General features: G+C 67.6%; 17 protein-coding genes. 9 read left to right on the forward strand and 8 right to left on the reverse strand.

Features of this window, described 5'->3' with window-relative positions; translation table 11 throughout:
- Nucleotides 1-17 precede the first annotated feature (17 nt).
- The 5 genes from AC1DYS_RS05950 to AC1DYS_RS05970 all read left to right on the forward strand — a co-directional run bounded on the left by AC1DYS_RS05950 (nucleotide 18) and on the right by AC1DYS_RS05970 (nucleotide 7,717).
- On the forward strand, nucleotides 18-1,505 hold the full coding sequence (locus tag AC1DYS_RS05950; RefSeq protein ID WP_477896977.1) for an ABC transporter substrate-binding protein: 1,488 nt from the start codon (nucleotides 18-20) through the stop codon (nucleotides 1,503-1,505).
- A gap of 69 nt (nucleotides 1,506-1,574) precedes the next feature.
- Complete coding sequence (locus AC1DYS_RS05955; protein WP_477896979.1) at nucleotides 1,575-2,960, forward strand: amidase; 1,386 nt, start codon at nucleotides 1,575-1,577, stop codon at nucleotides 2,958-2,960.
- 79 nt (nucleotides 2,961-3,039) lie between these two features.
- Entirely contained in the window at nucleotides 3,040-5,514 is a 2,475-nt protein-coding gene (locus AC1DYS_RS05960; RefSeq protein WP_477896981.1) for a hypothetical protein, read from the forward strand.
- 95 nt (nucleotides 5,515-5,609) lie between these two features.
- On the forward strand, nucleotides 5,610-6,932 hold the full coding sequence (locus AC1DYS_RS05965; RefSeq protein WP_477896983.1) for a DUF805 domain-containing protein: 1,323 nt from the start codon (nucleotides 5,610-5,612) through the stop codon (nucleotides 6,930-6,932).
- Nucleotides 6,933-7,060: 128 nt separating this feature from the next.
- Nucleotides 7,061-7,717 (forward strand): transglutaminase-like cysteine peptidase, encoded by a 657-nt coding sequence (locus tag AC1DYS_RS05970; protein WP_477896985.1) that lies wholly within the window; start codon nucleotides 7,061-7,063, stop codon nucleotides 7,715-7,717.
- A gap of 25 nt (nucleotides 7,718-7,742) precedes the next feature.
- Here the strand turns inward: AC1DYS_RS05970 and AC1DYS_RS05975 are convergent, their stop codons facing one another.
- From AC1DYS_RS05975 to AC1DYS_RS05990, 4 genes are read right to left on the reverse strand one after another with little or no spacing between them, the layout of a single operon-like run.
- Nucleotides 7,743-8,453 (reverse strand): helix-turn-helix transcriptional regulator, encoded by a 711-nt coding sequence (locus AC1DYS_RS05975; protein ID WP_047487332.1) that lies wholly within the window; start codon nucleotides 8,451-8,453, stop codon nucleotides 7,743-7,745.
- Nucleotides 8,440-8,973, reverse strand: a complete 534-nt coding sequence (locus AC1DYS_RS05980) for an EVE domain-containing protein (RefSeq protein WP_477896987.1) — start codon at nucleotides 8,971-8,973, stop codon at nucleotides 8,440-8,442. The genes AC1DYS_RS05975 and AC1DYS_RS05980 overlap by 14 nt, the downstream gene beginning before the upstream one ends.
- Nucleotides 8,974-8,978: 5 nt before the next feature.
- A complete protein-coding gene (locus tag AC1DYS_RS05985; protein ID WP_477896989.1) occupies nucleotides 8,979-9,371 on the reverse strand; it encodes a VOC family protein in 393 nt (130 codons plus the stop codon).
- 30 nt (nucleotides 9,372-9,401) lie between these two features.
- The gene (locus AC1DYS_RS05990; RefSeq protein WP_477896991.1) at nucleotides 9,402-9,785 is read right to left on the reverse strand and encodes a VOC family protein; all 384 of its coding nucleotides are present in this window, start codon (nucleotides 9,783-9,785) and stop codon (nucleotides 9,402-9,404) included.
- A gap of 226 nt (nucleotides 9,786-10,011) precedes the next feature.
- Between AC1DYS_RS05990 and folE the strand changes: the two genes are divergently transcribed.
- Both folE and AC1DYS_RS06000 read left to right on the forward strand, forming a co-directional pair.
- Nucleotides 10,012-10,740 (forward strand): GTP cyclohydrolase I, encoded by a 729-nt coding sequence (folE, locus tag AC1DYS_RS05995; RefSeq protein WP_477896993.1) that lies wholly within the window; start codon nucleotides 10,012-10,014, stop codon nucleotides 10,738-10,740.
- 11 nt (nucleotides 10,741-10,751) lie between these two features.
- Nucleotides 10,752-11,171 (forward strand): BLUF domain-containing protein, encoded by a 420-nt coding sequence (locus AC1DYS_RS06000; protein ID WP_477896995.1) that lies wholly within the window; start codon nucleotides 10,752-10,754, stop codon nucleotides 11,169-11,171.
- A gap of 18 nt (nucleotides 11,172-11,189) precedes the next feature.
- Here AC1DYS_RS06000 and AC1DYS_RS06005 read toward each other — a convergent pair whose 3' ends face one another.
- Nucleotides 11,190-13,073, reverse strand: a complete 1,884-nt coding sequence (locus AC1DYS_RS06005) for a M48 family metalloprotease (RefSeq protein ID WP_477896997.1) — start codon at nucleotides 13,071-13,073, stop codon at nucleotides 11,190-11,192.
- A 13-nt stretch (nucleotides 13,074-13,086) separates the two neighbouring features.
- The gene (locus tag AC1DYS_RS06010; protein ID WP_047487319.1) at nucleotides 13,087-13,680 is read right to left on the reverse strand and encodes a LemA family protein; all 594 of its coding nucleotides are present in this window, start codon (nucleotides 13,678-13,680) and stop codon (nucleotides 13,087-13,089) included.
- A 105-nt stretch (nucleotides 13,681-13,785) separates the two neighbouring features.
- On the opposite strand from AC1DYS_RS06010, the gene AC1DYS_RS06015 reads away from it, so the two are divergent.
- Together AC1DYS_RS06015 and AC1DYS_RS06020 are read left to right on the forward strand one after the other, a co-directional pair.
- Nucleotides 13,786-14,541 (forward strand): sulfite exporter TauE/SafE family protein, encoded by a 756-nt coding sequence (locus AC1DYS_RS06015; protein WP_477897000.1) that lies wholly within the window; start codon nucleotides 13,786-13,788, stop codon nucleotides 14,539-14,541.
- Nucleotides 14,538-15,224, forward strand: a complete 687-nt coding sequence (locus AC1DYS_RS06020; RefSeq protein WP_477897002.1) for an ArsR/SmtB family transcription factor — start codon at nucleotides 14,538-14,540, stop codon at nucleotides 15,222-15,224. The genes AC1DYS_RS06015 and AC1DYS_RS06020 overlap by 4 nt, the downstream gene beginning before the upstream one ends.
- Before the next feature lie 217 nt (nucleotides 15,225-15,441).
- Here the strand turns inward: AC1DYS_RS06020 and queC are convergent, their stop codons facing one another.
- Nucleotides 15,442-16,179, reverse strand: a complete 738-nt coding sequence (gene queC / locus AC1DYS_RS06025; protein WP_477897004.1) for a 7-cyano-7-deazaguanine synthase QueC — start codon at nucleotides 16,177-16,179, stop codon at nucleotides 15,442-15,444.
- On the reverse strand, nucleotides 16,176-17,456 hold the full coding sequence (locus AC1DYS_RS06030) for a glutamate-5-semialdehyde dehydrogenase (protein WP_477897006.1): 1,281 nt from the start codon (nucleotides 17,454-17,456) through the stop codon (nucleotides 16,176-16,178). Before AC1DYS_RS06030 ends, queC begins: the two co-directional genes overlap by 4 nt.
- Nucleotides 17,457-17,490: the final 34 nt, after the last annotated feature.

The raw sequence follows: 17,490 nt of genomic DNA on the forward strand, positions 1-17,490 counted from the left end.
ACACAGGAGCAAACCCAATGACGCTGCCCTTCCGTCGGTTGACTGCGGCTTGGATGATGGCCGGCCTGGCGTTCGGTGCTGCAGCGCAGCACCGAACCGACAGCGCCATCATCGGCATGACGCTCGAACCGCCCGGCATGGACCCGACGAGCAACCCGGCCGCCGCCGTTGGCGAGATCGTCCACTACAACGTGCTGGAAGGTTTGACGAAGATCAACATGGACGGCAGCGTCTCGCCGTTGCTCGCCCAGAGCTGGACGGTCGACCCCGATGGCCGGCTCTACACCTTCAAGCTGCGCCGCGATGTGAAATTCCAGGATGGCGAGGCCTTCGACGCCAGCGACGTGAAGTTCAGCTTCGAGCGGGCCAAGGCCGAAGGCAGCGTCAACAAGGCGAAGAAGGCGGTGTTCGACAACATCTCGAGCATCAGCGCGCCCGACCCCGGCACCGTGGTGCTGGTGCTCGACAAGGCCGACGGCAACCTGCTGTTCCGCCTGGGAGAAAGCACCGCCGTGATCCTCGACCCGAAGAGTGCGGCCCAGGCCACGACCAAGCCGGTGGGCACCGGGCCGTACCGGTTCGAGAGCTGGTCGAAGGGCTCGTCCGTCACGCTGCTCAAGTGGGACGGTTTTCGCAGTGCTGCGAACGTGAAGCTGAAGAAGGTGGTGTTCCGCTTCATCAACGACCCGGCCGCGCAGGTGGCGGCCTTGCTGTCGGGTGACGTGGATGCGATCCCGCGCTTCGGTTCGCCGCAGAGCCTGAAGCAGTTCCAGGGCGATGCGCGATTCAGCGTGGTGGTCGGCGGCACCGAAGGCAAGACCATCGTCGGCATCAACAACAAGAAGAAGCCGTTCGACGATGTGCGCGTGCGCCGCGCCCTGGCTGCGGCCATCGACCGCAAGGCCGTGATCGACGGCGCACAAGAAGGCTACGGCACGCCCATCGGCAGCCACATGGTGCCCACCGATGCGGGCTACGTCGACCTCACGAGCGCCAACACCTACAACCCCGACAAGGCCCGTGCGCTGCTGAAGGAAGCTGGTGTGGCGCTGCCGCTGAACGTGACGCTCACCTTGCCGCCGCCGCAGTATGCGCGCAAGGGCGGCGAGATCATCGCCTCGCAGCTGGCCAAGGTCGGCATCAACGCGAAGATGGAAAACGTGGAGTGGGCGCAGTGGCTCTCGGGCGCCTACAAGGGCCACTTCGACCTGACCGTCATCAGCCACGTGGAGCCGCTGGACTTCGGCGTGTACGCCGACCCGGCCTATTATTTCGGCTACGACGCCAAGGCGTACCGCGACCTCTTCGCCGCCTACAACGGCGCCACGCAAGCCAAGGAGCGCACGCGGCTGCTGGGTGACCTGCAACGGCAGCTGGCCAGCGACGCGGTGAACGTCTATCTTTTCCAGCTGCCGCAGTTCGCGGTGGCCAACAAGAAGTTGAAGGGCCTGTGGAGCAGCTCGCCCATCTTCGCCAACGACATGGCGGCGGTGAGCTGGCAATGACCGGGCCATGACAGGGCGGCCACAAGAAAGCACAACAACGAAGATCAACGAAGCGTTGAGGAAGCTCCCATGACTGCATTGCACTCCCTGAGCGCCATCGAGCTGCTCGCGGCCTACACCAGCAAGGCCTTGTCGCCGGTGGAGGTGGCGCGTGCGGTGCTGGCGCAGATCGAACGCTGCGAGCCTCAGCTGCATGCCACGTATGCGCTCGACCCGATGGGCGCGCTGGCGCAGGCCGAGGCTTCGCAAGCACGTTGGCTCAGAGGCGAGCCGCAAGGTGCGCTCGACGGCGTGCCCGTCACCATCAAGGAAAACATCGCGACCCGTGGCGTGCCGGTGCCACTGGGCACGGCCGCCATGGAGCTCGTGCCGGCCGAGCGCGATGCCCCGCCGGCCGCGCGCCTGCGCGAAGCGAATGCGGTGATCCTCGGCAAGACCACGATGCCTGATTACGGCATGTTGTCGTCGGGCCTCTCCAGCTTTCATGCGCTCGCACGCAACCCCTGGGACACGAGCAAGAACCCGGGCGGCAGCAGTGCCGGCGCGGCTGCTGCGACTGCGGGTGGCTATGGCCCGCTGCACCTGGGCACCGACATCGGCGGCTCGGTGCGCCTGCCCGCCAGTTGGTGCGGCATCTTCGCGTTGAAGCCCAGCCTCGGCCGCATTCCGATCTTCCCGCCGTATGCCGGCCGTGTCGCAGGCCCGATGACGCGCGGCGTGCCGGATGCCGCCTTGATGATGCGTGTGCTCGCGTTGCCTGACGTGCGCGATTCGATGAGCCTGCCCTACCAGCCGATCGCATGGCAGGGGCTGGCGCGCCCGCTGCGCGGCCTGAAGATCGGCCTGCTGCTCGATGCGGGTTGGGGCCTGCCGGTCGACGCCGAAGTGCGCGCTGCCGTCGAGTCAGCGGCCCGGGCCTTCGAGGCGGCCGGGGCCTTCGTCGAGCCGCTCAAGCCCTTCATGACGCGTTCGATGGCCGAAGGCATGGACCGGTTCTGGCGCTGCCGCGCGTGGATGGACATCTCGGCGCTGCCGCCCGAGCGCCGCGCCAAGGTGCTGCCCTTCATCGCGGAGTGGGCGCGCGGGGGCGCCGGCCTCAGCGGCGAGCAGGTGTTCAACGGCTACAGCCAGATGGCGGCCATGCGTGAGGCGGCCGTCACCGCCTGTCGCCCGTTCGATTTCGTGTTCACGCCCACCGCGCCCATGCCCGCCTTCGCGGCCGAGCTGCCGTGCCCGACGAACGACCCGTCGATGCCCTTCGAGCACATTGCCTTCACGCTGCCCTACAACATGAGCGAGCAGCCGGCCGCCAGCATCAACTGCGGCTATACGGAGAGCGGCCTGCCGATCGGCTTGCAGATCGTCGGCCAACGTCACGATGATCTCGGCGTGCTGCAGATCTCGCATGCCTGGGAGCTGCTGCGGCCGGCATCGCGGCCGTGGCCGATGGGCTGACGCGCTGGTTGATGATGCTTACCCACGTTCCCACACCTTAGGGATAGGCCTTCGCGGTCCCGGCCCTACGCTTCGCCGCATGACGCAAGCTCACTCATCGGAACGCGTGGCCGTGATCGTGGTGCATGGCATCGCGGACCAGCGGCGCGGCGAAACCTCGGCGGCGGTGGCGGTGCAATTGGCGGCTGGCGCGCACGGCGATGTGGTGCGCAGCGACATGCCGATCGAGATCACGCCGCTGAACCCGGCCGTGCCGTTCGAGCGCTGGAACCCAAAGGGGTGGATCGAGCGCATCAACAAGTCGCTGCGCCAATCGCTGCGCAGCGACTTTCTCGACCCGCAGCTGGGGGAGCGGCCTGACAAAAATCCCAAGGCGCCGCCGATGCCCAACAGCGCCGTCAGCCAGGACGACGGCGAAGCCGTCGACCATGGCGTGCGCTTCACCGACTACCTGCTCGCCAAGGCCTCGTCGGTGCGCCGCAGCGAGGTCACACCGGCGCATTACGAGATGCCGCGCCACCGCGTCGAAACGGCCACGCGCCAGTGCGATGTGTTCGAGATGTACTGGGCCGACCTGTCGCGCCTGAGCGGTGGGGCCACACGCATCCTCACCGAGCTCTTCACGCTGCTGTTCCATCTCTCCAAGCTCGGGGCCGACACCATCTCGCTCGCCGCCGTGGCCCAAGCGCCCAGCGCCGTGCTGCGTGGGCTCGCTCGTTTGCACCGGTGGGCCAACTGGGTGTTTTCGCGCCTGCTCGCGCTGCTGTTCCTCCAGCTGCTGGTGTGCGCGATCGTGCTGGTGCCCGTCGCGCTGATGGTGGGCCGCGAGCGCACTGCGGGCCTCATCGGCGCGGTCGTGGCGGCCGTGGCCTTGGCGGTGGTCTGCGTGTACACATTGCGCCTTGCGTGGATCGCGGGCTTCTGGGCCGGCGCGGTGTGTGCAGCGTTGATGGCCTGGTTCGCAGTCAGCAGCCCGGGCGTGGCGGCCTGGGCCGTATTGCTCGGCATGCTGCTCTTGCTGTTGTGGGCCTACCGCGCCTTTCTCGGTTATTGCGAAGAGCGCTTTCGCGCGGTCTACGGCGTGGGCCTTCTCTTGATGGTGGTAACGCTGGGCTCGATGGCCTGGGGCGCCGCCACCCACGACGTGCCCGGCGCCGGCGAGCGCATGGTCGCGGGCGTGATGCGTGCGGTCGAGGTGCTGCTGCTGATGCAGCTGAGCGGCTGGGTGCTGATGGCGCTGCTGGTCACGGCCGCGGTCGGCCTGGGCGAATGGGCCTGCACCGGCGGGCAGGATTCGCTGGAACGCCGCCAGAGCATCGTGACCGCACGGCTCGGGCTCTTCGTGTCGATGGGCATCTTCGTCGCCTTCGTGATGACGGTGTGGGCGCTGGTCTCGCAGCCGCTCGAGTCGCTGGTCTCCGGGCTGCACTACGCGCCCTGGTGGTTCCAGGACATGACGCTGAACGGGCAGATGCAGACCAACCGCTTCCTTGCGCTGCGCTTCAACGCCAGCACCGACACCTTCGCGGTCGTGGCCATCATGCTGCTCACCTTGCTGGGCTACGTGGCCTTGATCTACCTGCCCAGCGTGCTGGTGGAGTTGCGCATCGCGGGCTGGCCTCGCGCGGCGCGCCTGGGGCACTGGCTGACGGCGGGCTACCGTGCGCTCGACCGGCTGGTGCGCTGGTGGAGCTGGCTCATCGCACTGGCGCTTGTCGGCGTGGCCGTGCTGCTCGTGGGCAGCCAGCTCGCGCGGCTGAACATCTCGCTGCCGTGGCTAGGCCTCGTCGCGCTGCCGATGGGCACCTGGTCGGGCGATCTGCTGGCCCGGCTGGTGGTGACGATCGCCGGCGGTGCTGTCGGCCTCGTCGCGGTGGGCGGCATGGCCTTCAAGCAGTTGAAGGCCGTGCGTGCGCCACTCGATGCCGCGCTCGACGTGGACAACCATTTCCGCGAGTTCCCTCGCAAGGCCATCCCGCGGGTGATGATCCTCGAGCGCTACGTGGCGGTGCTGGAGCAGGTGCTGAGCCAGGGCTACGAGCGCATCGTCATCGTCTCGCACAGCCAGGGCACGGTGATCACGGCCGACCTGCTGCGCTACCTGCAGCGTCGCCACCGCTTGAAGCCGGCCGACGCCGCGAGCGATCGTCTGGTGCAACTGGGCCGGCGGCTCGCCGCGAAGAACATCCGCCTGCTCACGGCCGGCAGCCCCTTGCGGCAGCTGTATGCGCTGCGCTTCCCGTGCCAGTACGACTGGGTGCTCGGCCCGCCGGGCATGCCCAACGCCACGACCGGGCCCGACCCGCGCGGCGACCTGGGCGTGGCGCACTGGGTCAACGTATGGGGTGCGGGCGACTACGTGGGCCGTTGGTTGTGGACGCAGGCGCGCGACCCCGCCATTCCGGCCTTGGCGGTAGACCCCCAGGCCTACGAAGGCAAGCCCGTGCAGCGCGTTCCCGACTACCGCGACCTCTGCCTCGGTGCCGACGCGCACACGCACTACTTCGATCTTGACAACAAAGTCATGCTCGACGAGTTGCGTGCGCTGGTCTGACGCGGAAACCAGCACCCCCTCGCTTATCCTCCCTCGCAACAACACACAGGGGCCTGCGCCACCGATGCGCGGAGCCCACCCGCGAGGAGGAAATCTTGGAAAGCAGCAACGCAGAAGTGCGCCTGGTGTTCGCCGGCGAAATACTGGCCGGGTTCCAGGCTGACGAGGTGAAGCGCCGCTTCGGCGAAGCCTTCAAGGTGCAGGGCGAGCGGCTCGCCGCCATGTTCTCGGGCGAGCGCACCGTGCTCAAGCGGGCCCTCTCGCGCGAAGACGCGGTGCGCTATGTGAAGCAGCTGCAGAAGATGGGCGTGCGGGTGCATGTGGAGTCGCTGAAGGCGCCTGCGCCATCGTCCTCGCCGCCGATGCCCGCCGCCGCAAAGCCGGCGTCGGTCCAGCCGTTGCAGTCCATGGCCCTGCAGCCCACGGTCGCCGCAGCGCCTGCGGCTGCAGCGGCTGAAGAAGAGATCGTCTGCCCGAACTGCGGCACGCGTCAGTCCAAGCGCGTCTTCTGCAAGGAATGCACGACCGACATGCCGCGCGGCATTGCCGCGAAGAAGGAAGACGCCGATCGCGCCCGCGAAGAGCGGCTCGAAGAGGCACGGCTTCGCCGCGGCGGATCGGCAAGCCGGTATGCCCCGCCGTCCTCGGCCGGCGGCGAGGTGTATTCGGGTGCCTTGGTCGAGGCACCGCCCATCATCGGACTCAGCTTCGAGGGGCGCATGGGGCGCATTACCTACCTCAACGCAGGCCTGCTCGCCTGGGTGGGCCTGGCGATGATCGGCATCGGCGCTGCGGTGCTGCTGCCGATGTCGCGCAGCTGGTTGATGTTCATTCCGCTGGCCGTCGCTTTCGTGCTGTTCTTCATCTGGGCCATCCGCGTCACGGTGCTGCGCCTGCACGACATGAACCGCAGCGGCTGGTGGGTGCTGGTGACCCTCATCCCCTACCTCGGCTGGGTGGCCAGCCTGGTGTTGATGTTCATGCCCGGCACCTCGGAGGACAACGACTACGGCGAGAAGCCGAAGCAAGGCAGCACGGCCGCGGCCATCGCGATCCTGGTCGTGGTCATCGTGGCGGGGGCGTTGGCGACGACGTTTGCCAGCTCCATGATCAAGCGCGGTTCGCGCGGGCAGGAAGCGGCCGAACGCATCGAGGCCCGTTCCGAAGCGGCCGAGCAGGTGGCCGAATACCTGGAGTCACCGGCCGCCCAGGAGGCCTTTGCGACCTATGCGCGAGAGCCCAACCCCAAGGCCTTTGCCGCGTCGGACGACGGCGCCTTCGGCTGGCGCTCCGGCCAAGCCTCGCCGCGGCAGGCGGCAGTCGCGGCCATGGCCGCGTGCGAAGAGCATCGCAAGCCCTACACCAAGGAATGCGAGCTGGTGAACGTCAACGGCCTCTGGGCCGGCCAGCAGCGCTGAGCTGCCTCCGCCGTGACCGCTTGTCCGGTGAGGCGGTAACAAGGCTTGTTTTCCACGCAGAGCGGACCACACTTCCACGCTGACCTCGGGCGCACTCAAGAACGCCGTGCGAGGAAGAAGGGAGTGCCATGCTGCGCAGAGCGATTGCCGCCTTTCTGGCCGCCGGCCTGTGGGCTCACGGGCCTTCGCATGCCCAGGCGGTGAGTTCGAGCCCCGCCGGCAGCCGTGTGAGCCGTGGGTTAGGTGACTTTCATCGCTTATCGCTTGCAGCGGGCTCTGTGCCGCAGGAGGAACGGCTGGGCTTCGTCAACAACAGCATCAACCGCTGTGTCGGCTATGCGGGCGACGATCTGCAGTGGGGCGAGGTCGATCGCTGGCAGACGCCTGCGGAAACCCTGGCGCGGCAGCTCGGTGACTGTGAAGACTTCGCCATCGCGAAGTTCTTCCTCCTGCACGAGTGCGCAGCACCCTGTGCATGCGCGCGGCTGATGTATGCCATTCACACGCCGCCCGACACGCCGGGCCTGGCTCGGGCGCACATCGTGCTGATAGGTGCCGCCGACTCCGACCGCTCAAACGACCCGCTGGTCTTCGACAACCTGAACCCCTTGCTGCTGCCCGTGTCTCGCCGCTCCGACCTGTCCCCGGTGCTCAGCTTCGATGCATCTGCGTTGTGGCGCGGCGTCTCCGGTGAACGGGTGGGCAATGCAGCGATGCTGTTGCGGCCCTGGCGCGAGTTGTTGCTGCGCTGGCGGCAGCAGCAGGAAGCCGACCGCCTCGGCTGAGGGCAGCGCGTTGCCGAGCGGTGGCTCAGCTGTGTGCAGCCACGCCGCGGAGTTCTGCTTCCCGCTCGGTCTGGCGGAACAAGTCGGGCAAGGTCTTGCCCGGCTCGTCGCGAAAGACTTCGTCCAGCACGTCGAGCTGTTGGATGCGGTCGACGCGGAAGTTACGGAACCCGTCGCGCGCTTCGCACCAGGCGGCGAGCGTCCACACTGCGCCCCAGTAGAAGCAGCCGAGCGGGCGCACCGTGCGCTCGCTGTCGCTGTCTTTCAGGTCGCGGTAACGCAGGCTGACCTTGCGGCGCGCCTCGGCAGCCAGCCGCAGCGGCTCCAGGTGCGCGCGCGTGCTGGCGTCGAACTCGATCGGCGGTGCATACACGGCGAGGCTTTCGGCCGCGGCGCGTGCCGCCACAGGCAGCACGGCGAGGATCTTCGACAGCGCGTTTTCAGCCTGCGCTGCCAATGCGGCATCCAGCCGCGGCTGTGCGATGCGCACGGACGCGACCAGGGCCTGGGCTTCTTCGTGGGTGAACATGAGCGGTGGCAGGTCAAACCCCGAACGCATGCGGTAGCCCACGCCGGCCTCGCCTTCGATGGGCACGCCTTGCACCATCAGCTCGGCCACGTCGCGGTACACCGTGCGTTCAGAGACTTCGAGTCGTTGCGCCAGGAATTGGGCGGTGCTCAGGCGCCGCCCGCGGATCAGCTGGACGATCTGGAACAGGCGGTCAGCGCGTCGCATGGTTGTGGGGGTGTGATGGTTCGAGGTGGTGGCCGGCAGTCGTCGACAAGCCCGGGTGACTCGGGACGGGCTTGTGGTCTTGCGCGGAGCCCATGGCGTGGGCGATGGCATCCATGTCGTCGTCGGTCACCTTGAGCAGACCGAAGCGGAAGACGTAGCCCCAGTTGCGGGCCTTGTCGCGGGTGAATGACAGCTGCGGTAGCAGCGGGTGGATCGGGGCAGGGTGGGCATGCAGGTCGTAGTCGACGTTCTTGCGAAACGGCTTGAAGCCCTCGAGCATGTCCGACATGTCGGCCTGGTACACCAGTTCGTCACGCACGGTGCCGATGGCGGTGAAGGCCTGGCATGGCTGTTTTTCGCCCAGTGTCTGCACCGGCGAGTAGTAGGCGACGCGATCGCCGGCGCGGATGCGCTTGAGCGGCGCACCCTTGCCGTGGCCGACCTGCATGATGCCCAGCTCGCGACCGCGTGCCACGTGGTCGGCGCAGGCCACGGCGATCCAGTTGTTGCGTTCATCCATGGCGTTCAGGCTCCGACCGCGGTGCACAGCTCGACCAGCGTGCCGTCGGGGCAGCGCACGTACGCGACGGTCTGGCCCCAGGGCTTGGTGGTCGGTGGCGCGAGCAACGTCGCTCCGGCCTTCACGGCTTTCTGGCAGGCCGCGGCGACGTCGGTCGTGACGAGGCCGATCTCCATGCCCAGCGGCTGAGGGGAGCGGCCAGCGTCCACGTAGTCGTGGCCGACGTTGCCGCGCGCGGTGGCGTGCTGTGCGAAGCCGAGCGCGGTGGCGCCGGTCTCCACTTCGCCGTAGGCGCCGCTCTCGTCCAGAAAGCGGCGCGGCAGGCCAAAGGCGCGTTCGAAGAAATCGAGCGACGCGGCAACGTCGCTCACGTAGACGATGGTGTAGGCAAGCTTCATGGGCGTGTCTCCCTGCGCTGGAATGCCATGCTAAGCCAGTGCGTGCAGGCCGAGGCGGTTGCCTTCGGTGTCGGTGACGTGCGCGAACACGCCCATGTCGCCGGGCAACTGCACCTTGGGCGTGGTGATGCGGCCGCCGGCGGCTTCGACCCGAGCGAGCACGGCGTCGAGCGAAGGCTTGGCGTTCAGGTAGACGAGCGCGCCCTGGTTCGACGGCTCGATGCCCGAGCCGGCCATCAGGCAGCCACCGACGGCGTTGTCGTCGTAAGGAAAGACGGCCAGCGTGTGCTCGCCCATGTTCTCGCGGCGCAGCGGGGCGGCGAGCAGCTTCTCGTAGAAGGCCTGGGCGCGGTCGATGTTGCTGACGGGAATCTCGAACCAGTTGACGGCGTGGTGTTGTGTGTGTTGGGCCATGGGAACCTCCGTTGAAGTGAGAGGCACGATGCTGCGCGGGGGATGCTGACAGCGTGGTGTCAGCAGGCTCACCCCACCTTGCCGGGCCGATGTGCGACTAATTCCACCTTCGCCTGCTGGCCACCCGCGACGAATTGGCGGCATAACCGCTGCTTGGCCCTCCGCGTGCCGATGGCGCCCGCCGCCGGCACAATCGGGGCCCGTATCAGCACCGTCAGGAGCCGCCATGCCAGGCGACATCTCCCAGCCCATCTTCCGCAGCGAAGAAGAACTCGCCAAGCTCAGCGCCTCTGATCGCATTCGCTACCGCCTTGTCGGCGCCGAGCGCCGTTATCACGCGAACGACAACATTGCGGCGTTCATCCGCGAAGGTGAAATCGACGAATTGCGCGGCGAGGTCGAGGCCAAGATGCAGGAGGTGCTGAAGGCGCTCGTCATTGACACTGACAGCGACCACAACACCAACGAAACCGCCAAGCGAGTGGCGAAGATGTTCCTGACCGAGGTGTTCCGCGGCCGCTACGTGCCGATGCCTCTGGTCACCGAGTTTCCGAATGTCGAGCGGCTCAACGAGCTGATGATCGTGGGGCCGATCACCGTGCGCAGTGCCTGCTCCCACCACCTTTGCCCGATCATGGGCAAGGTGTGGATCGGCATCCTGCCGAACGAACATTCCAACCTCATCGGCCTGTCGAAATACGCCCGCATCTGTGACTGGATCATGTCGCGCCCGCAAATCCAGGAAGAGGCCGTCACCATGCTCGCCAACGAGCTGCAGTCGCGCGTCAAACCCGATGGCTTGGCCATCGTGATGGAGGCCGACCACTTCTGCATGCATTGGCGTGGCGTGAAAGATACTGAGTCGATGATGACCAACAGCGTGATGCGGGGCGCCTTCCTGAAAGACGCCAACCTGCGGCGCGAATTCCTGTCGTTGCTCAGCAAGAAAACCTGAAGGACACCACCATGCTTGTACGCCTGATGTATGCCAGCCGTGCTGCCGAGTCCGTCAACCAGGAGACCCTGGCTGCCATCCTCAAGAAGGCACGTGCCAACAACCCCGCCGTCGGTGTGACCGGCGTGCTGTGTTTTTCGGAGGGCCTGTTCCTGCAGGTGCTCGAAGGAGGCCGCCTCCCGGTCAGCCTGCTCTACAACCGCATTGCCTGCGACCCTCGGCACCACGATGTGGCCTTGCTCAGCTTCGAGGAAATCGGTGAACGCAAATTCGCCGGCTGGGTCATGGGGCAGGTGAACCTGTCCATGCTGAACCCGGCGCTGCTGCTGAAGTACTCCGACACCGCGACTCTCGACCCGTATGCGGTGTCGGGCACCGTGTCGATGGCCTTGTTCAACGAACTGGTCGCCACCGCATCGGTGGTGTCGTAGCTCGGGCTCCACAGGCTTCTAGGCTGCGGCCGGCTCCACGTAGTGCCGCGCCAGCTCGGGCGGCAGCGGCGAGTCGAGCAGCTGGCTCGCGAGCCGCAGGGCGTCGGCCGCTTCGGGGGCCAGCGCGTTGGAGTCCTTGTGCAGCAGGGCAGCGTCGAGCCAGGCGCGCACGAGTACCGGCTTCAACATCCAGGGCAGGGCCTGCACGTCTTGAAGCGCATGCACCAGGTGATCTGCATCCGGTGCCTCGCAGGGCGGCAGTGCCGCGTCCTTCAGCCAAGGGTGCATGACGCTCGCGTACCAGGCTTCGCCATCGGGCAGCAGGCGCGCCAAGAAGGCGGTCAGAGCCGCGATCTGGCGCAGCGTGTGCAGCGAGAGCTGCGCCATGTCGTTGTGCGCATCGGTCGAGGGCTTGACGGTTTGCGCCTCGCCCAGGCGCTGGCGCATCAGCAGCAGGTGCAGGCGGTCGATCGGGCGCACCTGGCCATCGGCGGCCATCACACGGCGGGCCGATTCCATCAGCGTCTGCCGGTCGAGCAGCGGGGCGCGGGCCACGCGCGCCAGCAGGTTCTCAAGCCAGGGCAGCCGCACGGCAGGGCCGAGTTTCTTCACTTCGCTGCGCAGGGTCTGGGCGGTGCTCAGGCCACGGGTTTCGTCTTGCCAGGCGCGGCGCTCGCGCTGGCTGCCGGGGGTCAGCAGCAGGGCCAGGATGGTCGCGCGCAGTTCACCCGGGCCATTGAGGCGTGACAGCCGGTCGATGGCTTCGCGCTCTTCGTCGCTGGTGACGGCGGCGCGCGGCACGGGGTTGGCGGGCGGGGTGGGAGCGTGTTGATCGGCCATGGGAACAGCATAGGCGACAGCCGAGGCCATCGGGAGGGGAGAAGGTGCGGCGGGCCGGTAGGGTTCGTCCACGGCGTCGGAGCTTGCCAGCACGGGCGCCGGCAGGGGCTCCATGCCGCGGCCATACAAGCGGCGCAGTCTGTCGGGCAAGGGCGGGTGCGTGGCGAGCCAGCTCGGCGGGGCCTGCAGCAGCATGGCGGCCAAAAGGCGGGCCGGCACGCGGGTGAGCTTGTCTTCGCGCTTGAGCAGCTGGTGCCAGACCTTGCGCAGCACGCCGCCCAGCCCATCGCGGCTGCGGGAGAACTGCACCGCGCAGGCGTCGGCCAGCAGTTCGCGCTGGCGCGACACGGCGGCCTGCAGGAGCTGGCCCGCGATCCAACCCAGCAGGCCGGCGGCCACGAAGACCGGGCCGACCAGCACGCCGAAGGCCGAGCGGCGGTCGGACTCGTCTGGCTCGAGCAGCGACACGCCGTAGCCATGCACCAGCGACAAACCCCACACCAGCGCGAGCAGCTGCATGTTGAGTCGCAGGTCACCTTGGTGGATGTGGCCGAACTCGTGAGCGACCAGGCCTTGCAGCTCGTCGCGGGTCAGGCGCTGCAGCGCGCCGCGCGTCACCGCCACCACCGAGGTCTCAGGTGACCAGCCGGCCGCGAAGGCGTTGATCGCGTCCTCGCGCTCGAGCACGAACACCGCGGGGCGCGGCAGCCCGCTGGCCAGCACCATCTCGTCGACCACGTTGAGCAGGCGGCGCTCGCCCAGGTCGCGCGGGTCGGTGAGCAGCCGCCCGCCGGCCCACTCGGCCACGTGCGAGCCGCCGCCCTGGCGCAGCCGCCCCAGCTCGACCCACGCACCGCCCAGCACGAACAGCAGCACCACGGCTGTGTTGGTCTCGAAGAACAAGGTCGGCAGGTCGAACGGCAGCCACAAGGCAAGCAGCCACCACACGCCCAGCAGCAGGCCGTTGACGGCCACCACCAGGGCGAGCAGCAGCAGAGCGAACAGCGCCAGCAGCTGCTGGGTGGCGCGGCGCGCGTCGTCCTGCTGCTGGCGAAACCTCACGACAGCGGCTTAGTCAGAGCTGCACGCGCACCGCGGCCCGCTCGGCGTCGTTCGCGGTGGACTGCAGCATGGCAGCGGCGCGAAAGCCGAACAGATTGGCCATCAGGTTGGTGGGGAACTGCTGGGCCGCGTTGTTGTAGTCGAGCGTCGCGTCGTTGAACAGCTGGCGCGAGAAGGCCACCTTGTTCTCCGTGCTCGTGAGTTCTTCGGCCAGCTCGCGCAAGCTCTGGTCGGCCTTCAGCTCCGGGTAGGCCTCGACCAGCGCCATCAGCTTGCCCATCGCGGTGCCGAGCACCTCTTCGGCCATCGTCAGGCTGGTGATGGCACCCGCTGCGGCGGGGCGGGTGCGCGCCACGTCGGCGGCGGCCTTGGCCTGGTTGCGGGCGGCCGTCACGGCCTCCAGGGTTTCGCGTTCGTGGGCGGCGTACTTGCGCGCTACTTCCACCAGGTTGGGAATCAAGTCGTAGCGCCGCTTGAGCTGTACGTCGATCTGGGCAAACGAGTTGCCGATCACGTTGCGCAGACGAACCAGGCGGTTGTAGGCGCCGACGCCCCAGAAGACGATGACGGCGAGGACGATCCAGCTCACGATTTGCGTGGTGCTCATGTTTGGCTCCTCCGGTTTGAACCGAGCGGACTCTATACGACGGGGAACAAACACTTCGGTCCAGCCCGAAGCATCCGCCTGCCTCAGGCCGACATGATGTGACTTATGAACTCAATCGACTCGTTTTCCCTCTTCGCCCTGGGTGCCGCCGTCTTCGTGCTCGCAGGTTTCGTCAAAGGCGTCATCGGCATGGGCCTGCCCACCGTGGCAATGGGATTGCTCAGCGTGACCATGCCACCGGCCCAGGCCGCGGCGCTGCTGGTGCTGCCTTCCCTCGTCACCAACCTGTGGCAGATCTTCGGCCCAGGGTGGTGGGCGCTGGTGCGGCGCATGGCCACGATGCTGGCGGGCGTGTGCCTCGGCATCGCGGCCGGCGCCGGTTGGTTGACAGGGCAGGGCGGTGGTTCGGCGCGTGTCACCGCGGCGCTCGGCGTGGCCTTGATGGCTTATGCGTTGCTCGGTCTCTTGAAGGTGCGGCTGCATGTGCCGGCGCAGCATGAGCGCTGGCTGTCGCCGGTGGTCGGCCTGGCCACCGGCCTCGTCACCGCGGCCAGCGGCGTGTTCGTGATCCCTGCGGTGCCGTATCTGAATGCGCTGGGGCTGGAGAAGGAGGACCTGGTGCGCGCGCTCGGCATCTCGTTCCTGGTGTCGACGATCGCGCTGGCCTTGAGCCTGCGCAGTGGCGGCGCGCTGGAGATGGGCAATGCGGTGGGCTCCTTGCTGGCGCTGCTGCCCGCCTTGCTCGGCATGGCGCTCGGCCAGTGGGTGCGCCTGCGCGTTCAACCCGACGTGTTCAAGAAGGTCTTCTTCAGCGGCCTGCTGGCCTTGGGCGGCTACCTTGTTTTACGCTCTGCGCTGTGACTTCACCCGAACCCCGCTTCGCCAAGGTCGCCGCGATGATCGGCGACCCCACGCGCGCCCGCATGCTGTCGGCGCTGATGGGCGGCGGGTTCCTCGCCGCCGGCGAGTTGGCGCAAGCAGCCGGCGTGACACCGCAAACCGCGAGCACGCACATCGCCAAGCTGGTCGACAGCGAACTGGTGGTCGCGCGCACCCAGGGCAGGCACCGCTACTTTCGATTGGCCGACGCCGACATTGCCCATGCGCTCGAAGCCCTGTCGCTCGTGGCCGAGCGCAGTGCGAGCGCCGACAAGTGGGAGCAGGGCCCTTACAAGCCACTGAAGGCGGCCCGCACCTGCTACAGCCACCTCGCCGGCGAACTCGGCGTGAAGTTGTTCGACGGCCTACTCGCCCGCGGAACCCTCGTCCCCGTCGACGGCCACTTCGAGCTCAGCGAAACCGGCCGCGAAGAACTCGCCGCCCTCGGCCTCGAACTGCCTTCATCCCGCACCGCCCGCCGCTTCGCCTATCCCTGCCTCGATTGGTCCGAGCGCCGCGACCACCTCGCCGGCACGCTGGCAGTGGCGCTGCTGGAACACGCGGTCGCGAAGTCATGGCTGCGCAAAGTCAAGGATTCCAGGGCCTTGCAGCTGACGCCCTCAGGGACAAAGGCACTGGCACCTTGGGTCGTTGGAGTGTCCTGACGTTTTGCTCGGTGCACAGGTCGAGCGAACCCATGCGAGCGCAGCGAAGCATCCATCAAGCAACGCCCGCGGATCCGGCTTTGCCGGTCCGCCAGGCGGGCCTTGCAGGCCGCGTCGGGCGAGGACGCCCGACCCTTCGCCAGGCACATCTTGTCCACTGGACAAGATGTGTCCGGGCTCAGCCCCTTGGGGGCAGGAGCGCAGCGACTGGGGGACCCTATAAATCCATTCGGTCAGTAGCCTGGAACGAAGAGGCACCGCTTGAACGCCAGGCTTTATAGCCCCGCGCCCGCAGCGCACAAGACGGGCACTGGCCGCAGCCATAGCCCCACTCGTGCCGGTGCTCGCGGTCACCCAGGTAGCAGGTGTGCGTGTGTTCGACGATCAGCTCGTTCAGCCGCTCGCCGCCCAGCGTGGCGCTGAGCTCCCAGGTCTGTGCCTTGTCGAGCCACATCAGCGGGGTCTCGATGCCCATGGGCGTGTCCATGCCAAGGCTGAGCGACACCTGCAGCGACTTCAGCGTGTTGTCGCGGCAATCGGGGTAGCCGGAGTAGTCGGTTTCGCACATGCCGCCAACCAGCACGTTCAGGCCGCGGCGGTAGGCGATGGCGGCAGCGAAGGTGAAGAACAGCAGGTTGCGGCCCGGCACGAAGGTGTTGGGCAGGCCGGTCGCGTTCATCTCGATGGCGCGCTCTTGCGTGAGCGCGGTGTCCGACAGCTGGCCCAGCAGCGACAGGTCGATCAGGTGGTCTTCACCCAGCCGGCCGCCCCACTGCGGGAACTTGGTGTACAGCTGCGAACGCACGGCCAGCCGGCATTCGAGCTCGACGCCATGGCGCTGGCCGTAGTCGAAGCCGATGGTCTCGACATACGGGTAGCGCTCGAGCGCCCAGGCCAGGCAGACGGTGGAGTCTTGGCCCCCGGAGAAGAGCACGAGCGCGCGGCGGGGGGTCATGAGCGAATTTCTCCCTGGCCGAGCACGACCCACTTCATCGACGTGAGCCCTTCCAGCCCGACCGGGCCGCGGGCGTGGAACTTGTCGGTACTGATGCCGATTTCGGCGCCCAGGCCGTACTCGAAGCCGTCAGCGAAACGCGTGCTCGCGTTCACCATCACGCTGGCCGAATCAACCTCGCGCAGGAAGCGCATCGCGTGGCTGTGGCTGTCGGTGAGGATGGCGTCGGTGTGGTGCGAGCTGTAGCGGTTGATGTGGGTGATGGCCTCGTCGAGGCTGGCCACCACCTTCACGCTGATGATGGGCGCGAGGTACTCCTCGCTCCAGTCCTGTTCGGTGGCTGGCGTCAGCTTCGCTTGTGGCACGCCCTGTAGCAGCGTGAGGCTCGCGCCATCGACGCGCATCTCGACGCCCTTGGCCGCGAGCACCGCGCCGATCTTCGGCAAGAAGGTTGGCGCAATCGCTTCGTGCACCAGCAGCGACTCGGCCGCATTGCAGGGGCTGTACTTCTGCGTCTTGGCGTTGTCGGTCACGCGCACCGCCATCTCGAGATCGACGATGGCGTCGACGTACACATGGCAGTTGCCGTCCAGGTGCTTGATCACCGGCACCTTGGCCTCGCGGCTGATGCGCTCGATCAGCCCCTTGCCGCCGCGCGGAATGATCACGTCCACCGACTCGGGCGAAGCGATCAGGTAGCCCACGGCAGCGCGGTCGGTGGTCTGCACCAGCTGCACTGCGTCGGGCGGCAAGCCAGCCTCGACCAATGCGGCCTGCACCAGCTTCCACAGCGCCAGGTTGGAATGGATCGCCTCCGAACCGCCACGCAGAATGCAGGCGTTGCCGCTCTTGATGGCGAGCGACGCCGCCTCGATGGTCACGTTGGGCCGGCTCTCGTAGATCATGCCGAACACGCCCAGCGGCACGCGCATCTGGCCCACGCTGATACCGCTCGGCCGCTGGCGCACGTTCGTGATCTCGCCGACCGGGTCGGGCATGCCGGCGATCTGCTCGCAACCTTCAGCCACGGTGGCGATCACCTTGTCGGTGAGGCGCAGGCGATCGACCAGCGGGGCGGCAAGCCCTGCCGCTTGCGCTGCGGCGATGTCTTTCTGGTTCGCCTCGGCCAGCGCCGCCGTTTCATGGCGCAGCAGGCGGGCCAGTGCCGTCAATGCGAGGTTCTTCGATGCAGACGGCGCTGCGGCCATCTTCGCGCTGGCGGCACGGGCGGCGGCGCCCATGTGGGCGATGGTGGCTTGCAGTTCGAGGGCAGTCATCCGGGCATTGTCGCGCAGCCGATGAATAGCGGCA

The sequence above is a fragment of the Rhizobacter sp. P2_G4 genome, from assembly GCF_056403575.1.

Coding starts and splice junctions, on each gene's coding strand:
- AC1DYS_RS05950 (WP_477896977.1), top strand. CDS start 18: ATGACGCTGCCCTTCCGTCGGTTGACTGCGGCTTGGATGATGGCCGGC.
- AC1DYS_RS06000 (WP_477896995.1), top strand. CDS start 10,752: ATGCTTGTACGCCTGATGTATGCCAGCCGTGCTGCCGAGTCCGTCAAC.
- AC1DYS_RS05970 (WP_477896985.1), top strand. CDS start 7,061: ATGCTGCGCAGAGCGATTGCCGCCTTTCTGGCCGCCGGCCTGTGGGCT.
- AC1DYS_RS06030 (WP_477897006.1), bottom strand. CDS start 17,456: ATGACTGCCCTCGAACTGCAAGCCACCATCGCCCACATGGGCGCCGCC.
- AC1DYS_RS05990 (WP_477896991.1), bottom strand. CDS start 9,785: ATGGCCCAACACACACAACACCACGCCGTCAACTGGTTCGAGATTCCC.
- AC1DYS_RS06010 (WP_047487319.1), bottom strand. CDS start 13,680: ATGAGCACCACGCAAATCGTGAGCTGGATCGTCCTCGCCGTCATCGTC.
- AC1DYS_RS05960 (WP_477896981.1), top strand. CDS start 3,040: ATGACGCAAGCTCACTCATCGGAACGCGTGGCCGTGATCGTGGTGCAT.
- AC1DYS_RS05980 (WP_477896987.1), bottom strand. CDS start 8,973: ATGGATGAACGCAACAACTGGATCGCCGTGGCCTGCGCCGACCACGTG.
- AC1DYS_RS05985 (WP_477896989.1), bottom strand. CDS start 9,371: ATGAAGCTTGCCTACACCATCGTCTACGTGAGCGACGTTGCCGCGTCG.
- AC1DYS_RS05955 (WP_477896979.1), top strand. CDS start 1,575: ATGACTGCATTGCACTCCCTGAGCGCCATCGAGCTGCTCGCGGCCTAC.
- AC1DYS_RS06015 (WP_477897000.1), top strand. CDS start 13,786: ATGAACTCAATCGACTCGTTTTCCCTCTTCGCCCTGGGTGCCGCCGTC.
- folE (WP_477896993.1), top strand. CDS start 10,012: ATGCCAGGCGACATCTCCCAGCCCATCTTCCGCAGCGAAGAAGAACTC.
- AC1DYS_RS05975 (WP_047487332.1), bottom strand. CDS start 8,453: ATGCGACGCGCTGACCGCCTGTTCCAGATCGTCCAGCTGATCCGCGGG.
- queC (WP_477897004.1), bottom strand. CDS start 16,179: ATGACCCCCCGCCGCGCGCTCGTGCTCTTCTCCGGGGGCCAAGACTCC.